Below are 18,790 nucleotides of genomic sequence, written 5' to 3'. Positions count from 1 at the left end.
CGGCAAACCCGGTGCGGTTCCCGGTCTGAATAAAACGCTCCGTCTCTCAACCACGGGAAACGGAGCAAAGTCTGCTTCATAGACAACGCGCAGCAATGCTCTTGCGAGCGACGTCAAAACCTAAAAGTCGAAGTCAGCCAGCGAAATATCACCAGGTTTCGTTTGGGCGAGCACGATCGCTGCTTCAGCTGCGCGATCATTATCGAGATTGAACTCTACTCGGAGGTTACTACCTTGACTGACGACGCGGATCTGATTTTGTGCGCCCGAGAACGCCGATTGCCCTCGGTAAACGAAGTCGGATCCTAAGTCGCCGATGTTGATGAGATCCCCATCGTTGTGTCGGAAATCACGTACGGTATCTGGGTCAGCTATCGTACTATCTCCTGTCCCCCATAGGACAATTACATCCGCTCCGGCACCGCCCCGGATCAAATCGCCCCCTCCGAGCCCCACGAGCACATCACTGCCCGCCCCCCCGAGAATGTCATCGCTCTGATTGCTTCCTAAAATCAAATCGTCGCCGCCGTCACCGGAGGCCCGCTCTCGGCCCGACGTACCTGCAGGGCCGAGATCGATTTCATCGTCCCCAGCTCCACCAGAAACAGTGTCTGTGCCCGCGCCCGCCAGTATGGAGTCGTCTCCAGTCCAGCCGTAAATTAGGTCGTTGCCGTTGTCTCCGCGAATTTCGTCGTCACCACCATCGCCATAAATCTCGTCATCCCCATCACCCGTGCTGATGAAATCGTCTCCACCACCGGTATGGACTTGGTCGTTGAAATTGCCACTCGAGCCAACGAAGTCATTCCCGTTCAAGGTGTAGTTATAGCTGACTGGTCCGTCCCCAAATGCCGGATTGTCACTCGCGTCTCCGTCGAAGATCTCGCCATCGAAATTGAGCGCTTGGTTAGTGGTTATGATACTTACGCCCCAAAATTTATAAACGACACTGATCGTCATTTCGGCCTCCTCCCGCGTCGACTTCCTGCCGACTGCAAGAATAGCGCCCCAAGTCGAACTTGGAAGTCAAGTAAGTAATTGTTTAAATGACGGAAAGCGATTCCCGCGCTAAGCTAACGACAATTCAACTATTTGGGCCAGCAAACTCTGGTTCGCCGGAAATGCTTGACCAGTTCGCCTTCCAATGGGTGCTCGATCATAGCTTAAGCAGTCGCTCCCTTGTCAGGACCTCTCAAGGGTGGTTGGACCGAGCGGCGCGCGGCGTGCGCCGCGGTCAGCTTCCTGGCGCGGGCTGGTGAAATGGTCGGCAGTCGCCGCCTGCTGCGTCCTCGTTGTCCGGGCGGTGCTGACGTAGGGCCCACTCCTATTATCACATACTCCTTGTCAGGAGCTTCAGGAGTTTTCCAACCGAATTTGTTGATCGGACAGCATCGCGCCAGCCTAATCGAATAGTGGGAAAAGGATTTGATGGTTTCCATTCGAGACGTTGACTATGACCTTCACGGGCAAGACCCTTAAGTACAGTTTCTTCTACCCCTTCCCGAGTACACCAGTCGAAGGTGAGGATTTTGGCGCCGGCGATCTGACTGTTGTTGAGGATGTCGAGCTTACGGGCAAATTCTACTCGATTGACATCGGGTCTAGTTACATCCGGTTTGAGTTTGTCGACACGGGCATCTTTAAGACGAATGGCACTTTCAACGGTGCGGTGTTCGAGGATCTCAACAGCGACATAAATTCTATGACGCGCGTTCGCCTGCAGTCAAACATGTCTGGCCTTGATCGTGATGATATCACGGTCACGACAGATAAGCTGTCTGTCAACTTTGCAGGCACCGCTTTCACCGACCATACCTACGTTCATATCAGTGTCATTTTCACCCAGAACGTCGTGCAGGGCACGGCTGTTTCCGAGACTCTCATCGGGACGAGTGGCGCCGACAAAATCAAAGGCAAGGGCGGCGACGATACTCTTCGAGGAAATGCGGAAACATTTGCAGCAGAGCAATCTGAAAAGGTGTCGGTCACCGGCGATACGGACTGGCTGGTCGGTGGGAGCGGTGTGGATCGGTTTGTCTTTGCGACCGGAGATACGGCTCGACGAAGAGAAAAGGCAGATGTGATCACGGATTTTGACGCCAATGGCGATGAGATTATCGATCTCACCGAATGGGATGCCGACAAGACGCTCAGCGGGGATCAACATTTCACATTTGTGGGCCTGCAAGCTTTCTCAGGTAGTATCACCGAACTCCACTACAAAATCATCAAAGGAATCACCTTTGTCGAGGGCGACACAGATGGTGACCATCGTGCTGACCTTGTAATATCCATGCCGGGCGCTGGCAATTTGAGCGAGGCAAACTTCCTGCTTTGATTACCATTGGCGCCTGGGCGGCGGCGAGGGCGTGGTCTGTTGAAGTTTGTCAAATCGGCGTCGTCGGGTAACACTCCGAAAAAAGAACTGAATGCTGTCACCGGTGCCATCGGCGCGACAGTTCTGATTCTATAGCCCGGGCATAGTTTCCGGCTCGCTTCTCCCCCTCGCAGTCACCTTCAAATCGAAACGACCAGCAAAGCCTTTCGGGTTTTCGGTTTCGGTCCTGCATGGCCGCGCCTGTCACTGCATGATGATGGCCCTTGCGTCTCGCCCCACTGGTAGCAGCTTGCAGGCCGACGGCCTCGCTGGTCATGGGGCAGGGCATGGGCATGGCCGACCAGCTGCCACCACGGGCATGGGCAGGACATGGCCACTCTCGCAGCTCGCAACGCATGCGCCTCACCCTCGATGATGGGGCATGGCATGCCGAGGCCACGCGCAGGGCATGGCCAGGATGACGGCTCGCCTCACAGATGGCCCAGGATGCGCGCGGCACTGCTGATGATGAACGTGATGGTGCATGTGCTCGCCTCTCACAGGCGCGCCCAGGCGCGGCGATGGTGAGGCCTTTAGAGAACGTATGAGGCCTCACTGCCCCGCGGGGCGCAGCAACCCGGATAGGCGCGCAAATTATGTTTTCTAGGGGGAAGTCCTCTCTTTTTCACCTCCCGTTGATTCCAAAGGGGAATCGCCCTCCAAAACGATGCATTGGGGCTCCTTGAGTGACGTGATCGCGCAAAGTGTCCGAAAATGGCTGGGATCACGAAAATCGACAAAGCGATGGAGCTGATCACGACCGCGGCGGCGGCCGAAAACCCGCTGATCAACGCCGGTCAGAACCGAGGTAGGAACGAATTCCAGTGGAGCAAATCAACAAAATAGAACGGGCGCCGGTGTCCCCGCCGCCCGATTTTGGCCTGGTGAGATCAAACGATATCGAAGATGAAGTCATTGATGTCTATGTCGGCTTCCGTTGTGTCGGCGATGCGTAGAACGTCCTTGCCGAGCGTGATCAAAACGTCGCCATTCGATGAGGACATGTGACTTTCGATATCACCAAAATCGTCAATCCCCGTCCACCGACTGACGTCGATCTGATCGACACCATTCTCGAAATCCATGATCGTGTCTTTGCCGTAGCCGGTCGCAAAGACGAAAGTGTCAGCACCATCTCCGCCGTCGAGCTGGTCAGCTCCCTTCTTGCCATCAAGGATATCATTGCCGTCGAGGGCAGAGAGTATGTTTTTGCCCTTGTTGCCGAAGAGATCGCTCTGGTCATCGTTGCCGGTGCCGTTGAGGTCCTTCTTACCCATCAGGATTAGCTGTTCGACATTTTCTGACAGTGTATAAGAGACCGTGGTCTTTACGGTGTCGTAGCCTTCGCTGCCGCCATTCTCGATTAGCAACGTGCCGGCGTCATCCACGATTAGCGTGTCGTCCCCGGCGCCGCCTTCGATACCTTCAGTCACTGTGCCACCGCGATTATCAAACGTGTCTTCGCCACTGCCGAGGTGGATTTTGCCGGTGATGGTGCCGTGGTTGACAACGATCTCCTTGCTGTCCGCCGTCTGAATAGCGAAGCCGTCTGCGCCGGTAGCCTCCAGCAATCCATCGACAGTGATTTCGAGCACGCTGCCGGGTTCAGGGCCTTCGGAAAAGATTCCACTGCCGCCGATGACCGAGGCGCCATCTTCAATGTGGATCTTCATGTTGACTGCATCGGTATGGATCGCGGCAAATCCGTCGCCGCTTTGAAGAACCTTGCCCTTGATGAAGAGCTCGTCGTTGGTGACGCCATCACTTGCGAAGATCGCGTCATCGCCGGTGACGTCCACAGTGACGTTCGTCTCAATGGTGTAAGTCTCGTCAGACTCGACGATTTCAAACTTCGTTGTGCTGGAAGGAATGTTGATTGCCATCTTATTTCTCCTTTGGGGCGCGGTGTCGGCGCTGTGGGTCGTTTAGAGAGTAGGCAAGTAGGGCTTCAAAGCGAGACAAGTTTTCCCTCTTGAGCGCCGTAAGCCCTTTGAAATTAAGAGCTTAATGCGCTTACCAGTGAACCCAATTTGCACGGGTGTGTTATGAGCGGGAGTTCCCACGGGAACAGCGACCAGTAATGGCACTCCCTGCACACTTCCGGATGTTGGCGACGGTGACCTTCTGTCCGTCGACAAGGAGACCTTCGACGCGGTCGCGCACTTCAATGGGGGTGGATGGGTCCGCCACTTCATCTAAGACGGACGACGCCAGATGAGGCGTCAAAGTTGCCAAGTTGGCAAGTTTGGGCCACCGGTCAGATCGCTCCATGAATCGGGCTGCTGCCCGATAGCTCATGCCGAATTCAACCTCGACCCATGGTAGGAACATCCCGTGCGGAAGCCGCTCTTTCTGCCGCTTGAGCGCCAGGCCCACGGCGATGATGCTTTCTGCGGCGCTCTTCATGTGCGCCTTGATCAGAGCGGTGTCCTCGCGAGCCGCCACCTCATCCTCGCGGCTGAGGGCGGCATACGAAAACAGGTCTGGTTCTGGCTGGATTTTGGTGAGCATTTGAACTGCCGGCGGCCAGCTGTTGCGCAAATTTCTCACCCGACATAAATTGCCGGACGTCAAATTCTGGAGACTGGCTGTTGAAGTCCTTGGTACTCGCTTTCGTCTTCATCGCCGCATCGTTCGGCGCGAAGGCCGGATCGCTCGAGGGAATTCAGCGCGAGTGGCTAAGTTACCGAACTCTTCTCGCGCATCCTCCATGTAGTGTACTTGAGAAAGACGAGGAATGTGAAGAGGCGTTGCTGATTTGGAAGAGCGAGTTTTTCTGTGCATTCGATCTCGCAGACACGAGCCACCTTACTTGCATACGCAACGTAGGCTTTTGCCTGGCCACAGGGTGCGGGGGCCAGGTCCGAGTCTCTCCTGTTCTGGCTTGCGCCTGGCATCAGATAATCGCGCTGAGCGGTAGCCCAAACCTCGATGACCGGGATCTCCAGTGGCATCAGAAATCTTGCCGCTCATTGCCCCTCATGGAACGCAGCGCAGCAGACGCTAAAGCGACGCACCTGAAAAGCCTATTTATCTCACCGCCGCAGTAGGCGGAGCTTAACCGCCAGGTGATCCGCAATTTTCCAGAGATTTTCCGCGCTCGTTCCGTGATCCATCCAGCCGTGTTTCAAGTTTTGACTAATGCTGCAGAGCGCGTATGATTCGATCAATCCCGTGGGGAGACCCCACTGCCAAGAGTAGTGGGAGCCGAAAGGCGGTCGCCAGACCTTGTCCCCGCGGGATCCTATCGCAGGCGCCGGTGCCAGATTGTGAACTTGCCGCCCACGGCGGTATTCCTGGCCGGATTTTGAATTCCAGCTCTGCTGAGAACGTAATCACTCAAATGGCATTTGTGGACAGAGGCATTGTCCTTCTTGTGATGCCCGTTGATTTGAAAAGTGGTGGCGCCAAGAAGTAGATCTGTCATTTGAAGAAGACGAAATTTCTTTGAATCGCAGAACTGTACATCCCGGAATGGGAGCGGCCTTGGATCACGCTTTTTCTTCATTCCGTTGTTCAGGACTTTTTCAGCTCCTCCATCGTGCGCTTGGTTTGACGTTCATCAGCAAACACGTTGAAAATGCCATCGGGGTACAGTCTCGCGCATTTCATAAGGAGTTGATAGACTTCCTTATTAAAGCCGAGCTCGCGGTCCCCGTTGTTATAAACCTCATCACGAATTTTCGAGGTGTCAACGACAAGAGAGTGAAAGCTAATGCTATCCTGGGTTTGCGGCAAATCGAAAAAGCGATCGATTACCAGCTTATAAACATTAAGCTTTGATCCTGATATTTTCGCCCACTTCATCTCACCGGAAGGCAACTCAAGGCGCCGTGCGTGGGCAATCGTGAAATCGAATGGATTCACATATCGCTGTTCCACCACTAGGCAGCCGAGCGTTAGATATCGGTGCTTTGTTTGGCTGCTTTCGTCAACGAAGAAGGAGAAGCGGCGTAGCGGTGCAGACATGCCATCACTTGAATTTCTGCCGCGCCCTGGCGCCGCCTCGCCGAGACTCAGTAATCGGATGAACCTATGTTGCAAATCATGTCGCATGGATTCGCCGATGTCATCTGAAAACCACTGAGAATCCAAGGAATTCAGTTGCAACACAGATGCAACATGATCTGCAGTAAAACCAGCTCTAACTAATTGAATAGATTGGCGATCCCGACTGGATTCGAACCAGTGACCCCCAGATTAGGAATCTGGTGCTCTATCCTGCTGAGCTACGGGACCGCGCGCTTTTTCCATATAGAAGACCGGGCGCTTCGCCAAGTGCTCCGCTGAATTTCGTCCTTTTGACCCGGCCTCGCGCCGGGTTTTTCATTTTTCCTCGGCCCTGTTCCCCAGGAAACAGCGGCTTGAGTTGGGCCGTGCGAAAACAACATCACCGGATGAGAGAAGACATCCAACAAAACGAAGAACTGAACCGCACTTCAACTCAACACCCTAGAGGACAACAATCATGAAAAAGTTCATCATCGGCGCCACCGCCGCCCTCGTCGCCACCGTCTCGCTCGCATCGGCCGCTGAAGCCGGCTGGAAGTGGAAGCACAAGCATCACGGCTGGAAGCGCCATCATTGGGGCGTTGTCGTCGTCTCCCCGCGTTACCATGACTACTGCTTCGTCAAGAAGGTCAAGCGCTACGACGATTGGGGCAATGTCTACATCAAGAAGGTTCGCATCTGCGACTAATCTGATCTGACCCGGACCGCGGCCGCCTGATCCTCCCCCTGCTCGGAGCGGCCCATCCGGGACCACGATCGAAATGAACTCCCAGGCAGAGCCCGGCGTCCTCAGTGATTGCCCCTTAGGGGCAATTCACGACAGCGCCGGGTTCTGTCTTTTCAGCGTTTGCTAGCCCTCGAGTTCCTCGCGCAGCATTTCCAGCTCCAGCCATTCTTCTTCCATGCGGGAGATCTCGGCGCGGGCTGCTTCCATCTGCTTGGCCGCCTTGGCGAAGCCGTCGGGGTCCTTGGTGAAGAAACTGCCGTCCGCCATTTTCGCCTCGATCCTTGATATCTCCGCTTCCTTGTCGGCCATCTGCTTCGGCAGGTTCTCGATCGCGAACTTCTGCTTGTAGGACAGCTTGCTCTTGGCCTTGGAAGCCGTTTCCTGCAAAGGCTCCGCAACGGCCGCCGGTCGGCGCTCGCGTTCGTCCTTCCTGCGCTGTTCGGCCTGCTGGCCACGGCGCTGCGCCAGCATATCGGTATAGCCGCCGGCATACTCGATCCAACGGCCATCGGGGCTCATAGGATCGGCCGGCGCTATGGTCGAGGTGACGGTGCGGTCGAGGAAGTCACGGTCGTGGCTGACCAGGATCACGGTGCCGTTGTAGCTGGAAACGATTTCCTGCAGCAGGTCGAGGGTCTCGATGTCGAGATCGTTGGTCGGCTCGTCGAGGATCAGCAGGTTCGAGGGTTTGGCGAGGTTGCGCGCAAGCATCAGCCTCGCACGCTCGCCGCCCGACAGGCTGCGGATCGGGGTGCGCGCCTGTTCGGGCTGGAACAGGAATTCCTTCATGTAGCCCGTCACATGCTTCTGGACACCGTTGACCAGCAGGTTATCGCCACGGCCATCGGTCAGGTAATGCGCCAGCGTATCTTCGAGATTGAGATCTTCCCGCTTCTGGTCGAGCGTGGCAATTTCCAAATTCGTGCCGAGCTTGACCGTACCGGAATCGGGCTCGAGCTGGCCCGTGAGCAGCTTGAGCAAGGTCGTCTTGCCGGCGCCGTTCGGCCCGACGAGACCGATGCGGTCGCCGCGATGGACGCGCAGCGAAAAGGGGGCGACGATCGTCCGGTCGCCGAAAGCCTTGGTGATCTTCTCCGCCTCGATCACCAGTTTGCCCGAGTCACGCGCCTCCGAAACCGTCGCCTGAGCCGAGCCCAATGCCCCGCGATGCGTACGGTGCTCCTGCCGCATGTCCTGCAATTGCCCGAGCCGGCGCATGTTGCGCTTGCGCCGCGCGGTGACGCCATAGCGCAACCAATGTTCCTCGCGCTCGATCGCCTTGCCGAGCTTGTGCTGTTCGAGTTCTTCCTCCTCCAGCACCTTGTCGCGCCAGGCCTCGAAATGACCAAAGCCCCGGTCCAGGCGACGGGAGGTGCCACGGTCGAGCCAGACAGTCGCCGTCGAGACCTTTTCGAGGAAGCGCCGGTCGTGCGAGATCAGCACCAGGGCACTTTTCGTCTTCTGCAATTCGCCTTCCAGCCATTCGATCGTCGGCAGGTCGAGATGGTTCGTAGGCTCGTCCAGCAGCAGAATGTCGGGCTCCGGCGCCATGACCTTGGCCAGCGCCGCGCGCCGCATCTCGCCGCCCGAGAGCTGCAAAGGGTGTTCGTGGCCGGTGAGCCCGAGATGTTCCAGGAGATAGGTCACGCGATAGGGATCGTCCGATGGGCCGAGCCCAGCGGCCGCATAGGCTTCCACCGTTTCAAAGCCCTCGAAATCGGGTGCCTGGGGCAGATAGCGGACAGTGGATGACGGGTGACGGAATATCTCGCCGCTCTGCGGCTCGATCATGCCGGCGGCGATCTTCATCAAGGTCGACTTGCCGGAACCGTTGCGGCCGACCAGGCAGATGCGCTCTCCCTGTTCGATCTGCAGGCTCGCCCCGGACAGGAGCGGTGTCCCGCCGAAGGTGAGGTTGATATCTTCGAGTTTCAGGATCGGCGGTGCCAAGATCACACTCCGGAAAAGTCATGCGGTCGCGCCAAGACAAGGGCGCGTCCGGCGCGGAGGTCGAAGGTCACTTCACCTTCCGCGACATTGGAAATGGTGCGCGACGATCCGAACGGCAATTCGAAGCCGTCGAGCGGATAGCGTGCGTTCTGGATCGTCAGTCCTTCGAGCCGGTCGAGCCCGAGGACGGAAAACATGCTCGCCTTGGGCAGGTCGAGGATTATGCTTCCCGGCAGCAGCGGGTAGCCTTCCTCGTCGCCGGAGGTCAGGAAGACCCGGCGACCGTCAAGTGCCAGTGCCAGCGCCTGGACGACATGTCCCCAGGCATGGTCCGCCCGCTCGCCGCCCAGCGCACCGACCATGACGATCTCGGATGCGCCTTCGTCGAGCGCCATCTGCAAGGCAAGCTCGCCATCGGTCAGGGACTTTTCGGCCGGATATTCGAGGCGCGGAATCTCGGCATATTGCAGCGCCAGTTCGCCATCGGTGGAATCGAAGTCGCCCACCCACATTTCTGGTGTGAGCCCGAGCGGCTCCGCATGTCGGATGCCGCCATCGGCAGCAATGGCACGCGCACCCTTGACCTGGTCGAGCAGTCGCGGATGGATGGTGAGAGGACCGCCGAGGAGAATGACGAATTTGGACATGTGGGCGCTTTACGCGAGCGGCCCTTCAACGTCAAACGCAGCGGGTTTAGTTTGTGTGCATGTCCTTCACCCCAAACCGGTTCCCACTTTCGGTAGACATGCGTCAGTCCCGCAGCTTCTGCACCTTGTCGAAGAATTTCATGACCTGGGCGAGATCCTGTCCGCGCTTGAGGATGCGCCCCTGGGTATTGACGATGGAGAAAGCGCCCTGCTTCTGGGCAAATTTCGGATTCTTCTCGATTTGGTAGAGCGGCAGGTCACCCGAACGCTTGAAGACGGAAAACACCGCCTTCTCCTTGAAATGATCGATGGCATAGTCGCGCCATTCGCTCTCACCGACCATCCGGCCATAGACACGAAGAATCTGATTGAGCTCGAGGCGATGGAACGTGACAGGCATCGGATCGCGGACGTCGCGATATTCGCTGAGGTCGATGACGATCCGGCCGCGTCGGTCGGCCGCTCCAGAATGCTCGTTATGATCCGTCATAGCGTCCCGTCGACCGATTATTCCCGTCCTCTCGGCACGAACCATTGATGACGGATTGGTGACAGTTTGCCTCAACGAGCGCGAATTGCAAGAATGAATTCCCGCAACATGCAGGATGTCATGCCTGCCGGCACCGGGCGATCAGAGGGCCGCGGCCCCAAGAATGCGGCCGGGATTGTTGTCGACGTCATGGGACTGCAACAGGATCGCGCAGCCATCGAAGCCGCGCTTGGCCAGCACCGCGGCGGGAAGCTTGACCGTCAGCGCCTTGCCTTCCCACATACCAACGGTCTCCAGTTTGGTAACCGCGTTGCGGTAAACGATCTTCTTGCCCTGGTTCTCGCCCTTCTGGATCTCGACTGTCGAATACTTGCGGAAATAGGCCACGACCACGTCGGCCTTGTCTATGCCGGCGACCGGACCATCACCGATATGGATCGTCATTTCCTCTGGCGAAAGTTCGGCCGAGACAGTCACCGGCATACCATTGCGTGTGCCGTTCAGCCGGCCGAGTTCGTCGACAAGGCGATCCGGATTTGTGACTTTTGTATCATGCATGCCGTTGAGCACGATCTGGGGCGTGAATACATTCTTGATGCCCATCGTCTTGGCATAGCCATATTGGCGCTCGGTATTCTCCTTGGCGCTCAGCGTGTCCTGCCAGCCCATATAGTTCCAGTAGTCGACATGATAGGCGACCGTAACGACATCATCACGCCCCGCGAGACTCTCGATCGCGCGATCCGCTTTCGGACAGTTGGAACAACCTTGCGAGGTAAAGAGTTCTACGACGCCGATAGGCTTGGACTTGCTGGCCTCCTGTGCAGGCGCATTGGCCACAAAGCCCATCGTCGCGAAGGCCGTGGCAACGAAGATCAACGCGCGGGGCAGTAGGATGGACATTCAGAATTTCTCGCCAAATACGGGAAAGATCGGTTCAGTCGGCCGGACGACCTCATCTGCGGTTATAGATGAAGGCTAGCTCACACATAAATCAAAATAGGTTGATTGTGGCTTTCCTTTGCTGCTTGGCGCGGCAGTTTTCAATCGAAACCAAGTGCTTGACCCACCGGTTGAAGACAGGAATTCTGTGCGGTACCGTACAATCAACAGGTTTTCGTACGTGTGTACAAAGAAGATGAAAACCGGCCTTCCTGAGTGAAGATTTTCACATTATGGTCTGCCGCGCGATTTGTGATTGGACACTAGATGAGCATACTTGATGAAACTGACCGCAACCTGCTTGCCCTCCTCCAGAAGAACGACAGACTTTCGCTGGCGGAAATCGGCCAGGAACTCAAGCTAGCGCCCTCAACCGTCAATGATCGCATCAAGCGCCTCATCCGCAATGAGATCATTTCAGGCTTTCACGCCGCGGTAAATCCCGAGAAAGTGGGGCTCGACCTGCTTGCCTTCGTCTTCGTCGGCTGGAACGATCCTGGTGTCGAAACCGCCTTCTTGAAGAAGGTCGCGGAGAGCGGCGCGGTGCTCGAATGCCACCATGTCACCGGCGCCTGGAACTATCTGATGAAGGTCCGGCTCAAGAACACCCGCGAGCTCGAGCGCTTCCTTGCCCAGGATCTCAAGAGCATCGAGGGCCTGATGCGCACCGAAACACTGATCGTGCTCTCGTCGGCCAAGGAAGTGTCGACACTCGAAGTTTGAAAAAACAAAAATCTTTTCGAGACCCGCGAATAAACAAAGAAGGCCGCGCGTCTTATCGATAAGCGCAAATGCATCGTGCCTGTTCCCGGCGGAACGGCGAACTGCGCCTTTTCCTGTGAAAACCTGTCCATCGAACAACTCTCCCAACGACGGAGCGGGACATGGCACAGGTAACCAGAGGCACGAATGGAAATGACCAGTTTGTTCAGGGCAGCCTGACCAACCTCGATATCAGCACACTCGGCGGCGACGACACGATCAATCTCAACCGATCGGACGATCTCGGCGGCGACAACCGCGTCGATGCCGGCAAGGGCAACGATACCGTCACGAACGCCTTCGAAGGCGGCAATATCATCCTGCTCGGCAAGGGCAACGACGTCTATTTCGGCACGGGCTTCTCGTCGCTCGGCGGGCTCGACGGTATCGATGGCGGCGCAGGCAACGACCAGTTCGTCATCCAGACATTCAAGAGCGCCTACCATGGCGGCAATGGCCAGGATATCTTCTTTAGCGACGGCTGGCAGAATAACATCAATGGCGGCAACGGCATCGACACGATCTCCTACCAGGAGCGCCATCTGAACAACGTGGTCGGCGATGAAGGCGTCACCATCGACCTTGCGGCCGGCGCCGCCCAGACGGGCGCCTCGCGTTTCGAAACGCTGGCATCGATCGAAAATGCGATCGGCTCCGAGCTTGCAGACCTCATCGGCGGCACCAATGATGCCAACTTCCTGGGCGGCCTCGGCGGCAACGACGGTCTGCATGGGTTCGATGGTGACGACATCATCGACGGTGGAATCGGCGCGGACTTCATGTCCGGCGGCGCCGGTGCCGATCACTTCGTCTACCGCACGGCCAATGATACCCGCGCCAGCGGCTTCACGACCCTTACGATCGAGACCATCGCCGACTTCTCGGGCGCCGAAGGCGACCGGATCGACCTCAGCCTCATGCAGGGAAGCGAAAACTTCACCTTCAACGGCACGGCAGGCTTCAGCGCACGCGGCAATGGCGAGATCCGCTTCGACAACGGCTTCGTGCAAATCGATGCCAATGGCGACGGCTTGACCGACATTCTTATTCAAATGGACGGCGTTGCCTCGATGGCGAACACCGACTTTCTCATCTGATCAGAGGTTCGGATTGACCACGACGCGCCCCTTGACCCCGCCTTCGAGGATTGATTTTCCGAGGGCGGGCATTTCTTCGAGCCCATGTTCGGAAATCATGGCATCGAGCTTTTCCATCGGCAGGTCGGTGACAATGCGGTTCCACGCTGCGACGCGATCCTCGTAGGGCCGCATCACGGAATCGATGCCCAGCAAGTTCACCCCGCGCAGCAGGAAGGGAATGACGGTGAAGGAGGGCACGCCCGCGCCGGCCGCAAGCCCGATCGATGCGACTGAGCCATTGTATTTCATCTGCTTGAGCACTTTGGCCAGCATCTCGCCGCCCACGGCATCAACGGCGGCGGCCCAGCGCTCGGTTTCCAGAGGCTTGGGGCCGGCTTCCGCCAGCTCGGCGCGATCGATGATGGTGGCCGCGCCGAGATCCTTGAGATAATCCGCCATCTCCGGGCGGCCGGTAACTGCCGCGACCGCGTAACCGAGCTTCGCAAGAATCGCGACCGCGACCGAACCCACGCCACCGGCCGCGCCCGTCACCAGCACCTCGCCCTTGTCAGGCGCGAGGCCGGCCTTCTCCAACGACATGACGGCCAGCATCGAAGTGAGGCCTGCCGTGCCGATCGCCATCGCCTGGCGGTTCGAAATCACATCCGGCAGCTTCACCAGCCAGTCCGCCTTGACGCGGGCACGCGTCGCATAGCCGCCCCAGCGCGCCTCGCCGACGCGCCAGCCCGTCAGCACCACGCGATCACCCGGCTGGTAGCGCGGGTCGTCGGACATCTCGACGACGCCGGAGAAATCGACGCCGGGCACATGCGGATAGTTGCGAACGAGGCCGCCCTGGCCATGCATGCAGAGCCCGTCCTTGTAGTTCAGCGTCGAATAATCGACCCGGACCGTGACATCGCCTTCGGGAAGCAGGCTGTCGTCGAGTTCCCGCACGGTCTGCGAAATCCCGCCGTCGGTTGCCTTGTCTATCACCAGCGCTCTGAACATCATGCCTTCCTCCCTCGATTTCGAGCGGAAGCATAGGCGGACGGCCGTTGTCCCGCAATCAGACGAAGGTCACCTCGGCGTTCAACGGCATCCGCCGAACCCGCTTGCCGGTCAGAGCAAAGATCGCGTTGGCGAGCGCGGCCATGACGGGCGGCGTGCCCGGTTCGCCGGCGCCACCCATATGGGTCGAATTGCTGAGCAATTCGATTTCGATCTCGGGCGCCTGCGGCATGCGGAGCGGATCATGGTCGCCGAAATTCTGCTGCTCCACTGCGCCGCCGGCAAAGGTGATCTGCTGCTGCATCGCCGCCGAGAGGCCGAAGATGATGCCGGACATCATCTGCGCCTTGTAGTTCCGCTCGTCGAGCACCAGACCGGCATCGGCGGCGCAATAGACCTTGTCGATCTTGATGCTGCCGGCACGGTCGGAGATTTCGACGACCTGAGCGACCCAGGTGCCGAAGGACAGCGTGAAGGCCAGTCCGCGCGCCTTGCCTGATGACAGCGGTGTGCCCCAGTTCGACATGGCGGCCACCTTGTCGAGCAGGGCAGTGGCGACCGGATAGGGCGTCATCAAGGTCTTGCGGAGCGCCAGCGGATCCGTCTTTCCGGCCACAGCAATCTCGTCGATGAAGCTCTCATGCATGAAGGCGTTGTAGGAACAGCCCACCGAGCGCCAGAAGGTGACCGGCACCGCAAGTTCCACCGGCCGGCCGTCAATGCGGTAGTTCTCGATCGCATAGGGCTGGTTATAGGCGCCATCGACAATGCCGACATCGGCTCCGCCCGCCGGCAGGGACGGGTAGAGCCGACCCATGAAACTCTTCTGGATCGATGGCGACGCGACCGAGCCAAGGACCGCCTTTGGCGTGCCGTCGCCATTCAGCACCGCGCGGTATCGCGCCTTGGCGAGCGGGCGGAACGGGCTGTGGGTGATGTCCTCCTCGCGCGTCCAGGTCGTCTTGACAGGCTTGCCTTGCGCCCACATCGCCATGCGCACGGCATAGTCGATGAAGTCGGGCTCCGCGCGCCGTCCGAAGCCGCCACCGAGGAAGGTCGTGTGGACAAAGACCTGGTCTTCCTCGATCCCTGCCGCACGCGATGCCGCAAGCTTGACCACGGTCGGTGACTGGTTCGGCGCCCAGACATCGAGCCGGCCATGGCGGAAGAGCGCCGTCGCGTTCATCGGCTCCATCGCCGCATGGCTGAGGAAGGGCGCGAAATAATCGGCCTCGATCACCTGCGCCTTGGGCGTGGCTGCGAGGACCGCGTCGGGGTCACCCAGAGTGCGCAACACCGATCCGGTGTCGCCATCGAGCGCCGTATCGAGCAGGGCTTCCATCGCCTTGCTGTCGGAGGGATAGGAAGCGTCTTCCCACTCCGCGCTCACCGCATCGGCCGCCTGAAAGGCACGCCAGGTATTGTCGGCTATGACGCCGAAGCCCTCGCCATAGGGCGACTTGAGCTCGACGATCCGTTGGACGCCGCGCATGTCCTTCGCCGCTTTCATGTCCAGCGACTTGAGTTTGCCACCGATCTTCGGGTTCATCCGGATGGTCGCATAGACCATCTTGTCCTCGGCGACGTCGATGCCAAAGATCGGCGCGCCGGTGACCTTGGCCAGCATGTCCTTGCGCGGCGGCGATTTGCCGAGGATCTTCCACTCGGACTTGTCCTTCAGCTTGACCTCGGAGGGTGGCGTGAGCTTGGCCGCATCAAGCGCAAGTTCGCCATAGGTCAGGCGCTTGCCGCTGGCCGCATCGATCACATGGCCATCTGATGTCGTCAGCTTGGCTGCATCGACACCCAGCTTCTTCGCGGCAGCTTCCTTCAGCATTTCGCGCGTTACCGCGCCGGCGAGCCGCATCTTCTCATAGTGATCGACCGTCGAAGTCGATCCACCCGTGAGTTGCAGCGCCAGGAATTTTGCGACCACGCCCATGACCGAGCGTGTCGTCTCAGCGCCAAAACTCTCGTCGAACAGCGGATAGGGCGCGCCGTGCTCCAGCGCCGCCGTGTTGAAATAGGCCGGCGATCCCGGACCATGCTCGATCTTGATCTGGTCGAGCGTCACGTCAAGCTCCTCGGCGACAAGCGCGCCGAGTGTGGTGAATATGCCCTGCCCCATCTCGGCGCGCGGCGCGATGACGGTGATCGTATTGTCGGAACCGATCTTCACATAGGGATTGAAGGTCGCCTCGCCGTCAGCGAGATCGTCCTTGAGCGGATTGTCGAAAGGCTGCTTGTATTTGTAGTAGCCGAAAGCCGCGCCACCTGTCAGCGCCACCGCGCCAACCAGAAACGTCCGCCGCGTAATCGTTGCAAGTCGGCCCATGGTCAGACTCCCCTCAGCTCGTTCGAGGCACGCTTGATCGCAGAACGAATGCGCGGATAGGTACCGCAGCGACAGAGATTGCCCTGCATCGCTTCGTCGATCGCCGCGTCGTCAGGGTTGGGATTCTCGCTGAGCAGAGCCGCTGCCGCCATGATCTGGCCGGACTGGCAATAGCCGCACTGCGCCACCTGCTCCTCAATCCAGGCTTGCTGGACGGTATGCAGCGTCGCACCATTGGAGAGGCCTTCGATGGTCGTGACGGGTCCGGTGACGGAGCCGACCGGAAGCTGGCAGGATCGTTCGATCTTTCCATCGACCCAGACCGTGCAGGCGCCACAGAGCCCGGCGCCACAGCCGAATTTCGGCCCCTTGATGTCGAGTTCGTCGCGAAGCGCCCAGAGCAGCGGCATATCCTCCTCGATATCGAGCGTGTAAGCCTTGCCATTGACGGTCAGATTCATCAGACTCTCCGTGCTGAGGATTGCTTTGACAAAATATCAAAAAATGTCAGAATGTCAAACATGGTAGAAACAGAACTTCCCGACCGGCGCGGGGCGATCCTCGAAGCGGCTTTCAAGACCTTCGTTTCCTACGGCTTCAAGCGCACGACGATGGCCGATATCGCCGATGCGGCGGGACTGTCGCGGCCCGCTCTCTATCTCTTATTCAAGAACAAGAACGACATCTTCCGCGCCGGGTTCGAAATGTTCGTCGAGGAACTCCTGGCGGCGATGGAAACCGTCCTTGCCGGGGACGCCGACCTGCCGGATCGCGTGGCGGATGCCGTGATCGCCGGCATGGTAACGCCCTTCCGGGATATCGTCGACACGCCGCATGGCGCCGAACTGTTCGACGCCAAGCAGGCATTGGCCGAAGATCTTGGCGATGACTGGTTCGCGCGCATGCAGGGGCTGATCGCCGGCGCCATGGACCGGGCCGTCGCCGGCGGCGATATGAAGCTTCCCGACGGCGCGAGTACCACCGCCGTCGCCCGCCTGCTTGTCAACGGCCTCGAAGGCATTAAGCACCGCACCCACCTTGCCAAGGGCAGCGAGCAGGAAATGCGGCTGCTGGTTGACCTGATGCTGAAGCCGATGATGACGAAGGACTGAGGCCTTCAACTGATCGTCATCAATTTGCCGCAGCATTGACATTCAGGTCGGCCTTTGCCACCTGAGATCCAGTATTCTCCCGGGATTGCCCATGTCCGCCTTCGCCGAATTCGCCCCCAAGGACCGCCGCGCCTCCATTGCCGTCGATGTCGGCGGCGTGATCGTCGGCGGCGGCGCCCCTGTCGTCGTCCAGTCGATGACCAATACCGACACGGCCGATATCGACGCGACCGTCAAGCAGGTCGCCGAGCTCTTCAAGGCCGGCTCAGAGATCGTCCGCATCACCGTCGACCGCGACGAGAGCGCGGCGGCCGTGCCGAAGATCCGCGAGCGGCTGCTCCGGCTCGGCCTGGACGTGCCGCTGGTCGGCGATTTCCATTATATCGGTCACAAGCTGCTCGCCGATCACCCGGCCTGTGCGGAGGCCCTTGCGAAATACCGCATCAACCCGGGCAATGTCGGCTTTAGGGATAAGAAGGACAAGCAGTTCGCCGACATCGTCGAAATGGCGATCCGCTACGACAAGCCTGTCCGCATCGGCGTCAACTGGGGTTCGCTCGACCAGGAACTCTTGACCGCGCTGATGGACAGGAATGCCGCCGAGGGTTCGCCGATGTCGGCGCGCGACGTTACCCGCGAGGCGATCGTCCAGTCCGCACTGCTTTCGGCCGAACTCGCCGAGGAGATCGGCCTACCGCGCAACCGCATTATTTTGTCGGCTAAGGTTTCCAACGTGCAGGACCTGATTGCCTGCTACTCGGCCCTCGCCCAACGTTCGAACCATGCGCTGCATCTCGGCCTGACCGAAGCCGGGATGGGATCGAAGGGCATCGTCGCCTCCTCCGCCGCGATGGGTTATGTGCTGCAGCAGGGCATTGGCGATACGATCCGTGTTTCGCTGACACCGGAGCCGAATGGCGACCGCACCCGCGAGGTCATCGTCGCGCAAGAACTGCTGCAGGTCATGGGCTTCCGCCAGTTCCTTCCCGTTGTCGCCGCCTGTCCCGGCTGTGGCCGCACAACCTCGACCGTTTTCCAGGAACTCGCCCAGAATATCGAGCGGGACCTCCGCAAGAACATGCCGGTCTGGCGCGAGAAATATCCCGGCGTCGAGGCGCTCAACGTCGCGGTCATGGGCTGCATCGTCAACGGCCCGGGCGAGAGCAAGCATGCCGATATCGGCATCTCGCTGCCCGGCACCGGCGAAACGCCGGCCGCGCCCGTCTTCATCGACGGCAAGAAGGCGCTGACATTGCGCGGACCGAAGATCGCCGAGGAATTCGAGGGCCTGGTCATTGATTACATCGAGAAGCGGTTCGGCGGGAAGACAGAGGCGGCGGAGTAATC

At 59.0% G+C, this 18,790-nt stretch carries 19 protein-coding genes and 1 tRNA gene; 7 read left to right on the top strand and 13 right to left on the bottom strand.

The window, feature by feature from the left end:
* Positions 1-120 precede the first annotated feature (120 nt).
* The gene (locus AC2YI2_RS16530; protein ID WP_487387575.1) at positions 121-960 is read right to left on the bottom strand and encodes a calcium-binding protein; all 840 of its coding nucleotides are present in this window, start codon (positions 958-960) and stop codon (positions 121-123) included.
* A gap of 493 nt (positions 961-1,453) precedes the next feature.
* On the opposite strand from AC2YI2_RS16530, the gene AC2YI2_RS16525 reads away from it, so the two are divergent.
* The gene (locus AC2YI2_RS16525; RefSeq protein WP_487387574.1) at positions 1,454-2,338 is read left to right on the top strand and encodes a calcium-binding protein; all 885 of its coding nucleotides are present in this window, start codon (positions 1,454-1,456) and stop codon (positions 2,336-2,338) included.
* 753 nt (positions 2,339-3,091) lie between these two features.
* On the top strand, positions 3,092-3,223 hold the full coding sequence (locus AC2YI2_RS16520; RefSeq protein WP_487387573.1) for a hypothetical protein: 132 nt from the start codon (positions 3,092-3,094) through the stop codon (positions 3,221-3,223).
* Positions 3,224-3,267: 44 nt separating this feature from the next.
* Here AC2YI2_RS16520 and AC2YI2_RS16515 read toward each other — a convergent pair whose 3' ends face one another.
* The 5 genes from AC2YI2_RS16515 to AC2YI2_RS16495 all read right to left on the bottom strand — a co-directional run bounded on the left by AC2YI2_RS16515 (position 3,268) and on the right by AC2YI2_RS16495 (position 6,616).
* Entirely contained in the window at positions 3,268-4,260 is a 993-nt protein-coding gene (locus AC2YI2_RS16515; protein WP_487387572.1) for a calcium-binding protein, read from the bottom strand.
* A 160-nt stretch (positions 4,261-4,420) separates the two neighbouring features.
* Positions 4,421-4,888, bottom strand: a complete 468-nt coding sequence (locus tag AC2YI2_RS16510; RefSeq protein WP_487387571.1) for a hypothetical protein — start codon at positions 4,886-4,888, stop codon at positions 4,421-4,423.
* Between the two features lie 733 nt (positions 4,889-5,621).
* Entirely contained in the window at positions 5,622-5,885 is a 264-nt protein-coding gene (locus tag AC2YI2_RS16505; RefSeq protein WP_487387570.1) for a DUF3800 domain-containing protein, read from the bottom strand.
* Between the two features lie 8 nt (positions 5,886-5,893).
* Positions 5,894-6,487 (bottom strand): hypothetical protein, encoded by a 594-nt coding sequence (locus tag AC2YI2_RS16500; RefSeq protein ID WP_487387569.1) that lies wholly within the window; start codon positions 6,485-6,487, stop codon positions 5,894-5,896.
* 52 nt (positions 6,488-6,539) lie between these two features.
* Positions 6,540-6,616 (bottom strand) — tRNA-Arg (locus AC2YI2_RS16495).
* Between the two features lie 229 nt (positions 6,617-6,845).
* Here AC2YI2_RS16495 and AC2YI2_RS16490 point away from each other — a divergent pair.
* Complete coding sequence (locus tag AC2YI2_RS16490) at positions 6,846-7,076, top strand: hypothetical protein (RefSeq protein WP_487387511.1); 231 nt, start codon at positions 6,846-6,848, stop codon at positions 7,074-7,076.
* 162 nt (positions 7,077-7,238) lie between these two features.
* On the opposite strand, the gene AC2YI2_RS16485 is transcribed toward AC2YI2_RS16490, so the two are convergent.
* From AC2YI2_RS16485 to AC2YI2_RS16470, 4 genes are all read right to left on the bottom strand, one after another.
* Positions 7,239-9,065, bottom strand: a complete 1,827-nt coding sequence (locus AC2YI2_RS16485) for an ABC-F family ATP-binding cassette domain-containing protein (RefSeq protein WP_487387568.1) — start codon at positions 9,063-9,065, stop codon at positions 7,239-7,241.
* Positions 9,066-9,067: 2 nt separating this feature from the next.
* Entirely contained in the window at positions 9,068-9,712 is a 645-nt protein-coding gene (locus AC2YI2_RS16480) for a thiamine diphosphokinase (protein ID WP_487387567.1), read from the bottom strand.
* Positions 9,713-9,815: 103 nt separating this feature from the next.
* Positions 9,816-10,202, bottom strand: a complete 387-nt coding sequence (locus AC2YI2_RS16475) for a DUF2794 domain-containing protein (RefSeq protein WP_487387566.1) — start codon at positions 10,200-10,202, stop codon at positions 9,816-9,818.
* 141 nt (positions 10,203-10,343) lie between these two features.
* Positions 10,344-11,105, bottom strand: coding sequence for a DUF1223 domain-containing protein (locus tag AC2YI2_RS16470; RefSeq protein ID WP_487387565.1), 762 nt, complete (start codon positions 11,103-11,105; stop codon positions 10,344-10,346).
* Positions 11,106-11,411: 306 nt separating this feature from the next.
* On the opposite strand from AC2YI2_RS16470, the gene AC2YI2_RS16465 reads away from it, so the two are divergent.
* Positions 11,412-11,867, top strand: coding sequence for an Lrp/AsnC family transcriptional regulator (locus AC2YI2_RS16465; protein ID WP_487387564.1), 456 nt, complete (start codon positions 11,412-11,414; stop codon positions 11,865-11,867).
* Between the two features lie 161 nt (positions 11,868-12,028).
* Positions 12,029-13,003, top strand: coding sequence for a calcium-binding protein (locus AC2YI2_RS16460; RefSeq protein WP_487387563.1), 975 nt, complete (start codon positions 12,029-12,031; stop codon positions 13,001-13,003).
* On the opposite strand, the gene acuI is transcribed toward AC2YI2_RS16460, so the two are convergent.
* From acuI to AC2YI2_RS16445, 3 genes are read right to left on the bottom strand one after another with little or no spacing between them, the layout of a single operon-like run.
* A complete protein-coding gene (gene acuI, locus AC2YI2_RS16455) occupies positions 13,004-13,999 on the bottom strand; it encodes an acrylyl-CoA reductase (NADPH) (protein WP_487387562.1) in 996 nt (331 codons plus the stop codon).
* 55 nt (positions 14,000-14,054) lie between these two features.
* Positions 14,055-16,331, bottom strand: a complete 2,277-nt coding sequence (locus tag AC2YI2_RS16450; protein WP_487387561.1) for a xanthine dehydrogenase family protein molybdopterin-binding subunit — start codon at positions 16,329-16,331, stop codon at positions 14,055-14,057.
* Positions 16,332-16,333: 2 nt separating this feature from the next.
* Positions 16,334-16,792 carry a (2Fe-2S)-binding protein gene (locus AC2YI2_RS16445; RefSeq protein ID WP_487387560.1) on the bottom strand — a complete coding sequence of 153 codons (459 nt, stop codon included), beginning with the start codon at positions 16,790-16,792 and terminating at the stop codon, positions 16,334-16,336.
* Positions 16,793-16,852: 60 nt separating this feature from the next.
* Between AC2YI2_RS16445 and AC2YI2_RS16440 the strand changes: the two genes are divergently transcribed.
* Positions 16,853-17,443: a TetR/AcrR family transcriptional regulator gene (locus AC2YI2_RS16440; RefSeq protein ID WP_487387559.1), complete on the top strand. Its 591-nt coding sequence runs from the start codon at positions 16,853-16,855 to the stop codon at positions 17,441-17,443.
* Positions 17,444-17,534: 91 nt separating this feature from the next.
* On the top strand, positions 17,535-18,788 hold the full coding sequence (gene ispG / locus AC2YI2_RS16435) for a flavodoxin-dependent (E)-4-hydroxy-3-methylbut-2-enyl-diphosphate synthase (protein ID WP_487387558.1): 1,254 nt from the start codon (positions 17,535-17,537) through the stop codon (positions 18,786-18,788).
* The last annotated feature ends 2 nt before the right edge of the window (positions 18,789-18,790 follow it).

The organism is Rhizobium sp. SRI_017, from assembly GCF_057586295.1.
This window is presented reverse-complemented; position numbering and strand designations above follow the sequence as displayed.

Excerpts from the sequence above, each read along its gene's own strand:
- AC2YI2_RS16515 (WP_487387572.1), bottom strand. The coding sequence starts at position 4,260 with ATGGCAATCAACATTCCTTCCAGCACAACGAAGTTTGAAATCGTCGAG.
- AC2YI2_RS16510 (WP_487387571.1), bottom strand. The coding sequence starts at position 4,888 with ATGCTCACCAAAATCCAGCCAGAACCAGACCTGTTTTCGTATGCCGCC.
- AC2YI2_RS16440 (WP_487387559.1), top strand. The coding sequence starts at position 16,853 with ATGGTAGAAACAGAACTTCCCGACCGGCGCGGGGCGATCCTCGAAGCG.
- acuI (WP_487387562.1), bottom strand. The coding sequence starts at position 13,999 with ATGATGTTCAGAGCGCTGGTGATAGACAAGGCAACCGACGGCGGGATT.
- AC2YI2_RS16460 (WP_487387563.1), top strand. The coding sequence starts at position 12,029 with ATGGCACAGGTAACCAGAGGCACGAATGGAAATGACCAGTTTGTTCAG.
- AC2YI2_RS16465 (WP_487387564.1), top strand. The coding sequence starts at position 11,412 with ATGAGCATACTTGATGAAACTGACCGCAACCTGCTTGCCCTCCTCCAG.
- AC2YI2_RS16475 (WP_487387566.1), bottom strand. The coding sequence starts at position 10,202 with ATGACGGATCATAACGAGCATTCTGGAGCGGCCGACCGACGCGGCCGG.
- AC2YI2_RS16445 (WP_487387560.1), bottom strand. The coding sequence starts at position 16,792 with ATGAATCTGACCGTCAATGGCAAGGCTTACACGCTCGATATCGAGGAG.
- AC2YI2_RS16480 (WP_487387567.1), bottom strand. The coding sequence starts at position 9,712 with ATGTCCAAATTCGTCATTCTCCTCGGCGGTCCTCTCACCATCCATCCG.
- AC2YI2_RS16490 (WP_487387511.1), top strand. The coding sequence starts at position 6,846 with ATGAAAAAGTTCATCATCGGCGCCACCGCCGCCCTCGTCGCCACCGTC.
- AC2YI2_RS16450 (WP_487387561.1), bottom strand. The coding sequence starts at position 16,331 with ATGGGCCGACTTGCAACGATTACGCGGCGGACGTTTCTGGTTGGCGCG.
- AC2YI2_RS16470 (WP_487387565.1), bottom strand. The coding sequence starts at position 11,105 with ATGTCCATCCTACTGCCCCGCGCGTTGATCTTCGTTGCCACGGCCTTC.
- AC2YI2_RS16505 (WP_487387570.1), bottom strand. The coding sequence starts at position 5,885 with ATGAAGAAAAAGCGTGATCCAAGGCCGCTCCCATTCCGGGATGTACAG.
- AC2YI2_RS16520 (WP_487387573.1), top strand. The coding sequence starts at position 3,092 with ATGGCTGGGATCACGAAAATCGACAAAGCGATGGAGCTGATCACGACC.
- ispG (WP_487387558.1), top strand. The coding sequence starts at position 17,535 with ATGTCCGCCTTCGCCGAATTCGCCCCCAAGGACCGCCGCGCCTCCATT.
- AC2YI2_RS16530 (WP_487387575.1), bottom strand. The coding sequence starts at position 960 with ATGACGATCAGTGTCGTTTATAAATTTTGGGGCGTAAGTATCATAACC.
- AC2YI2_RS16525 (WP_487387574.1), top strand. The coding sequence starts at position 1,454 with ATGACCTTCACGGGCAAGACCCTTAAGTACAGTTTCTTCTACCCCTTC.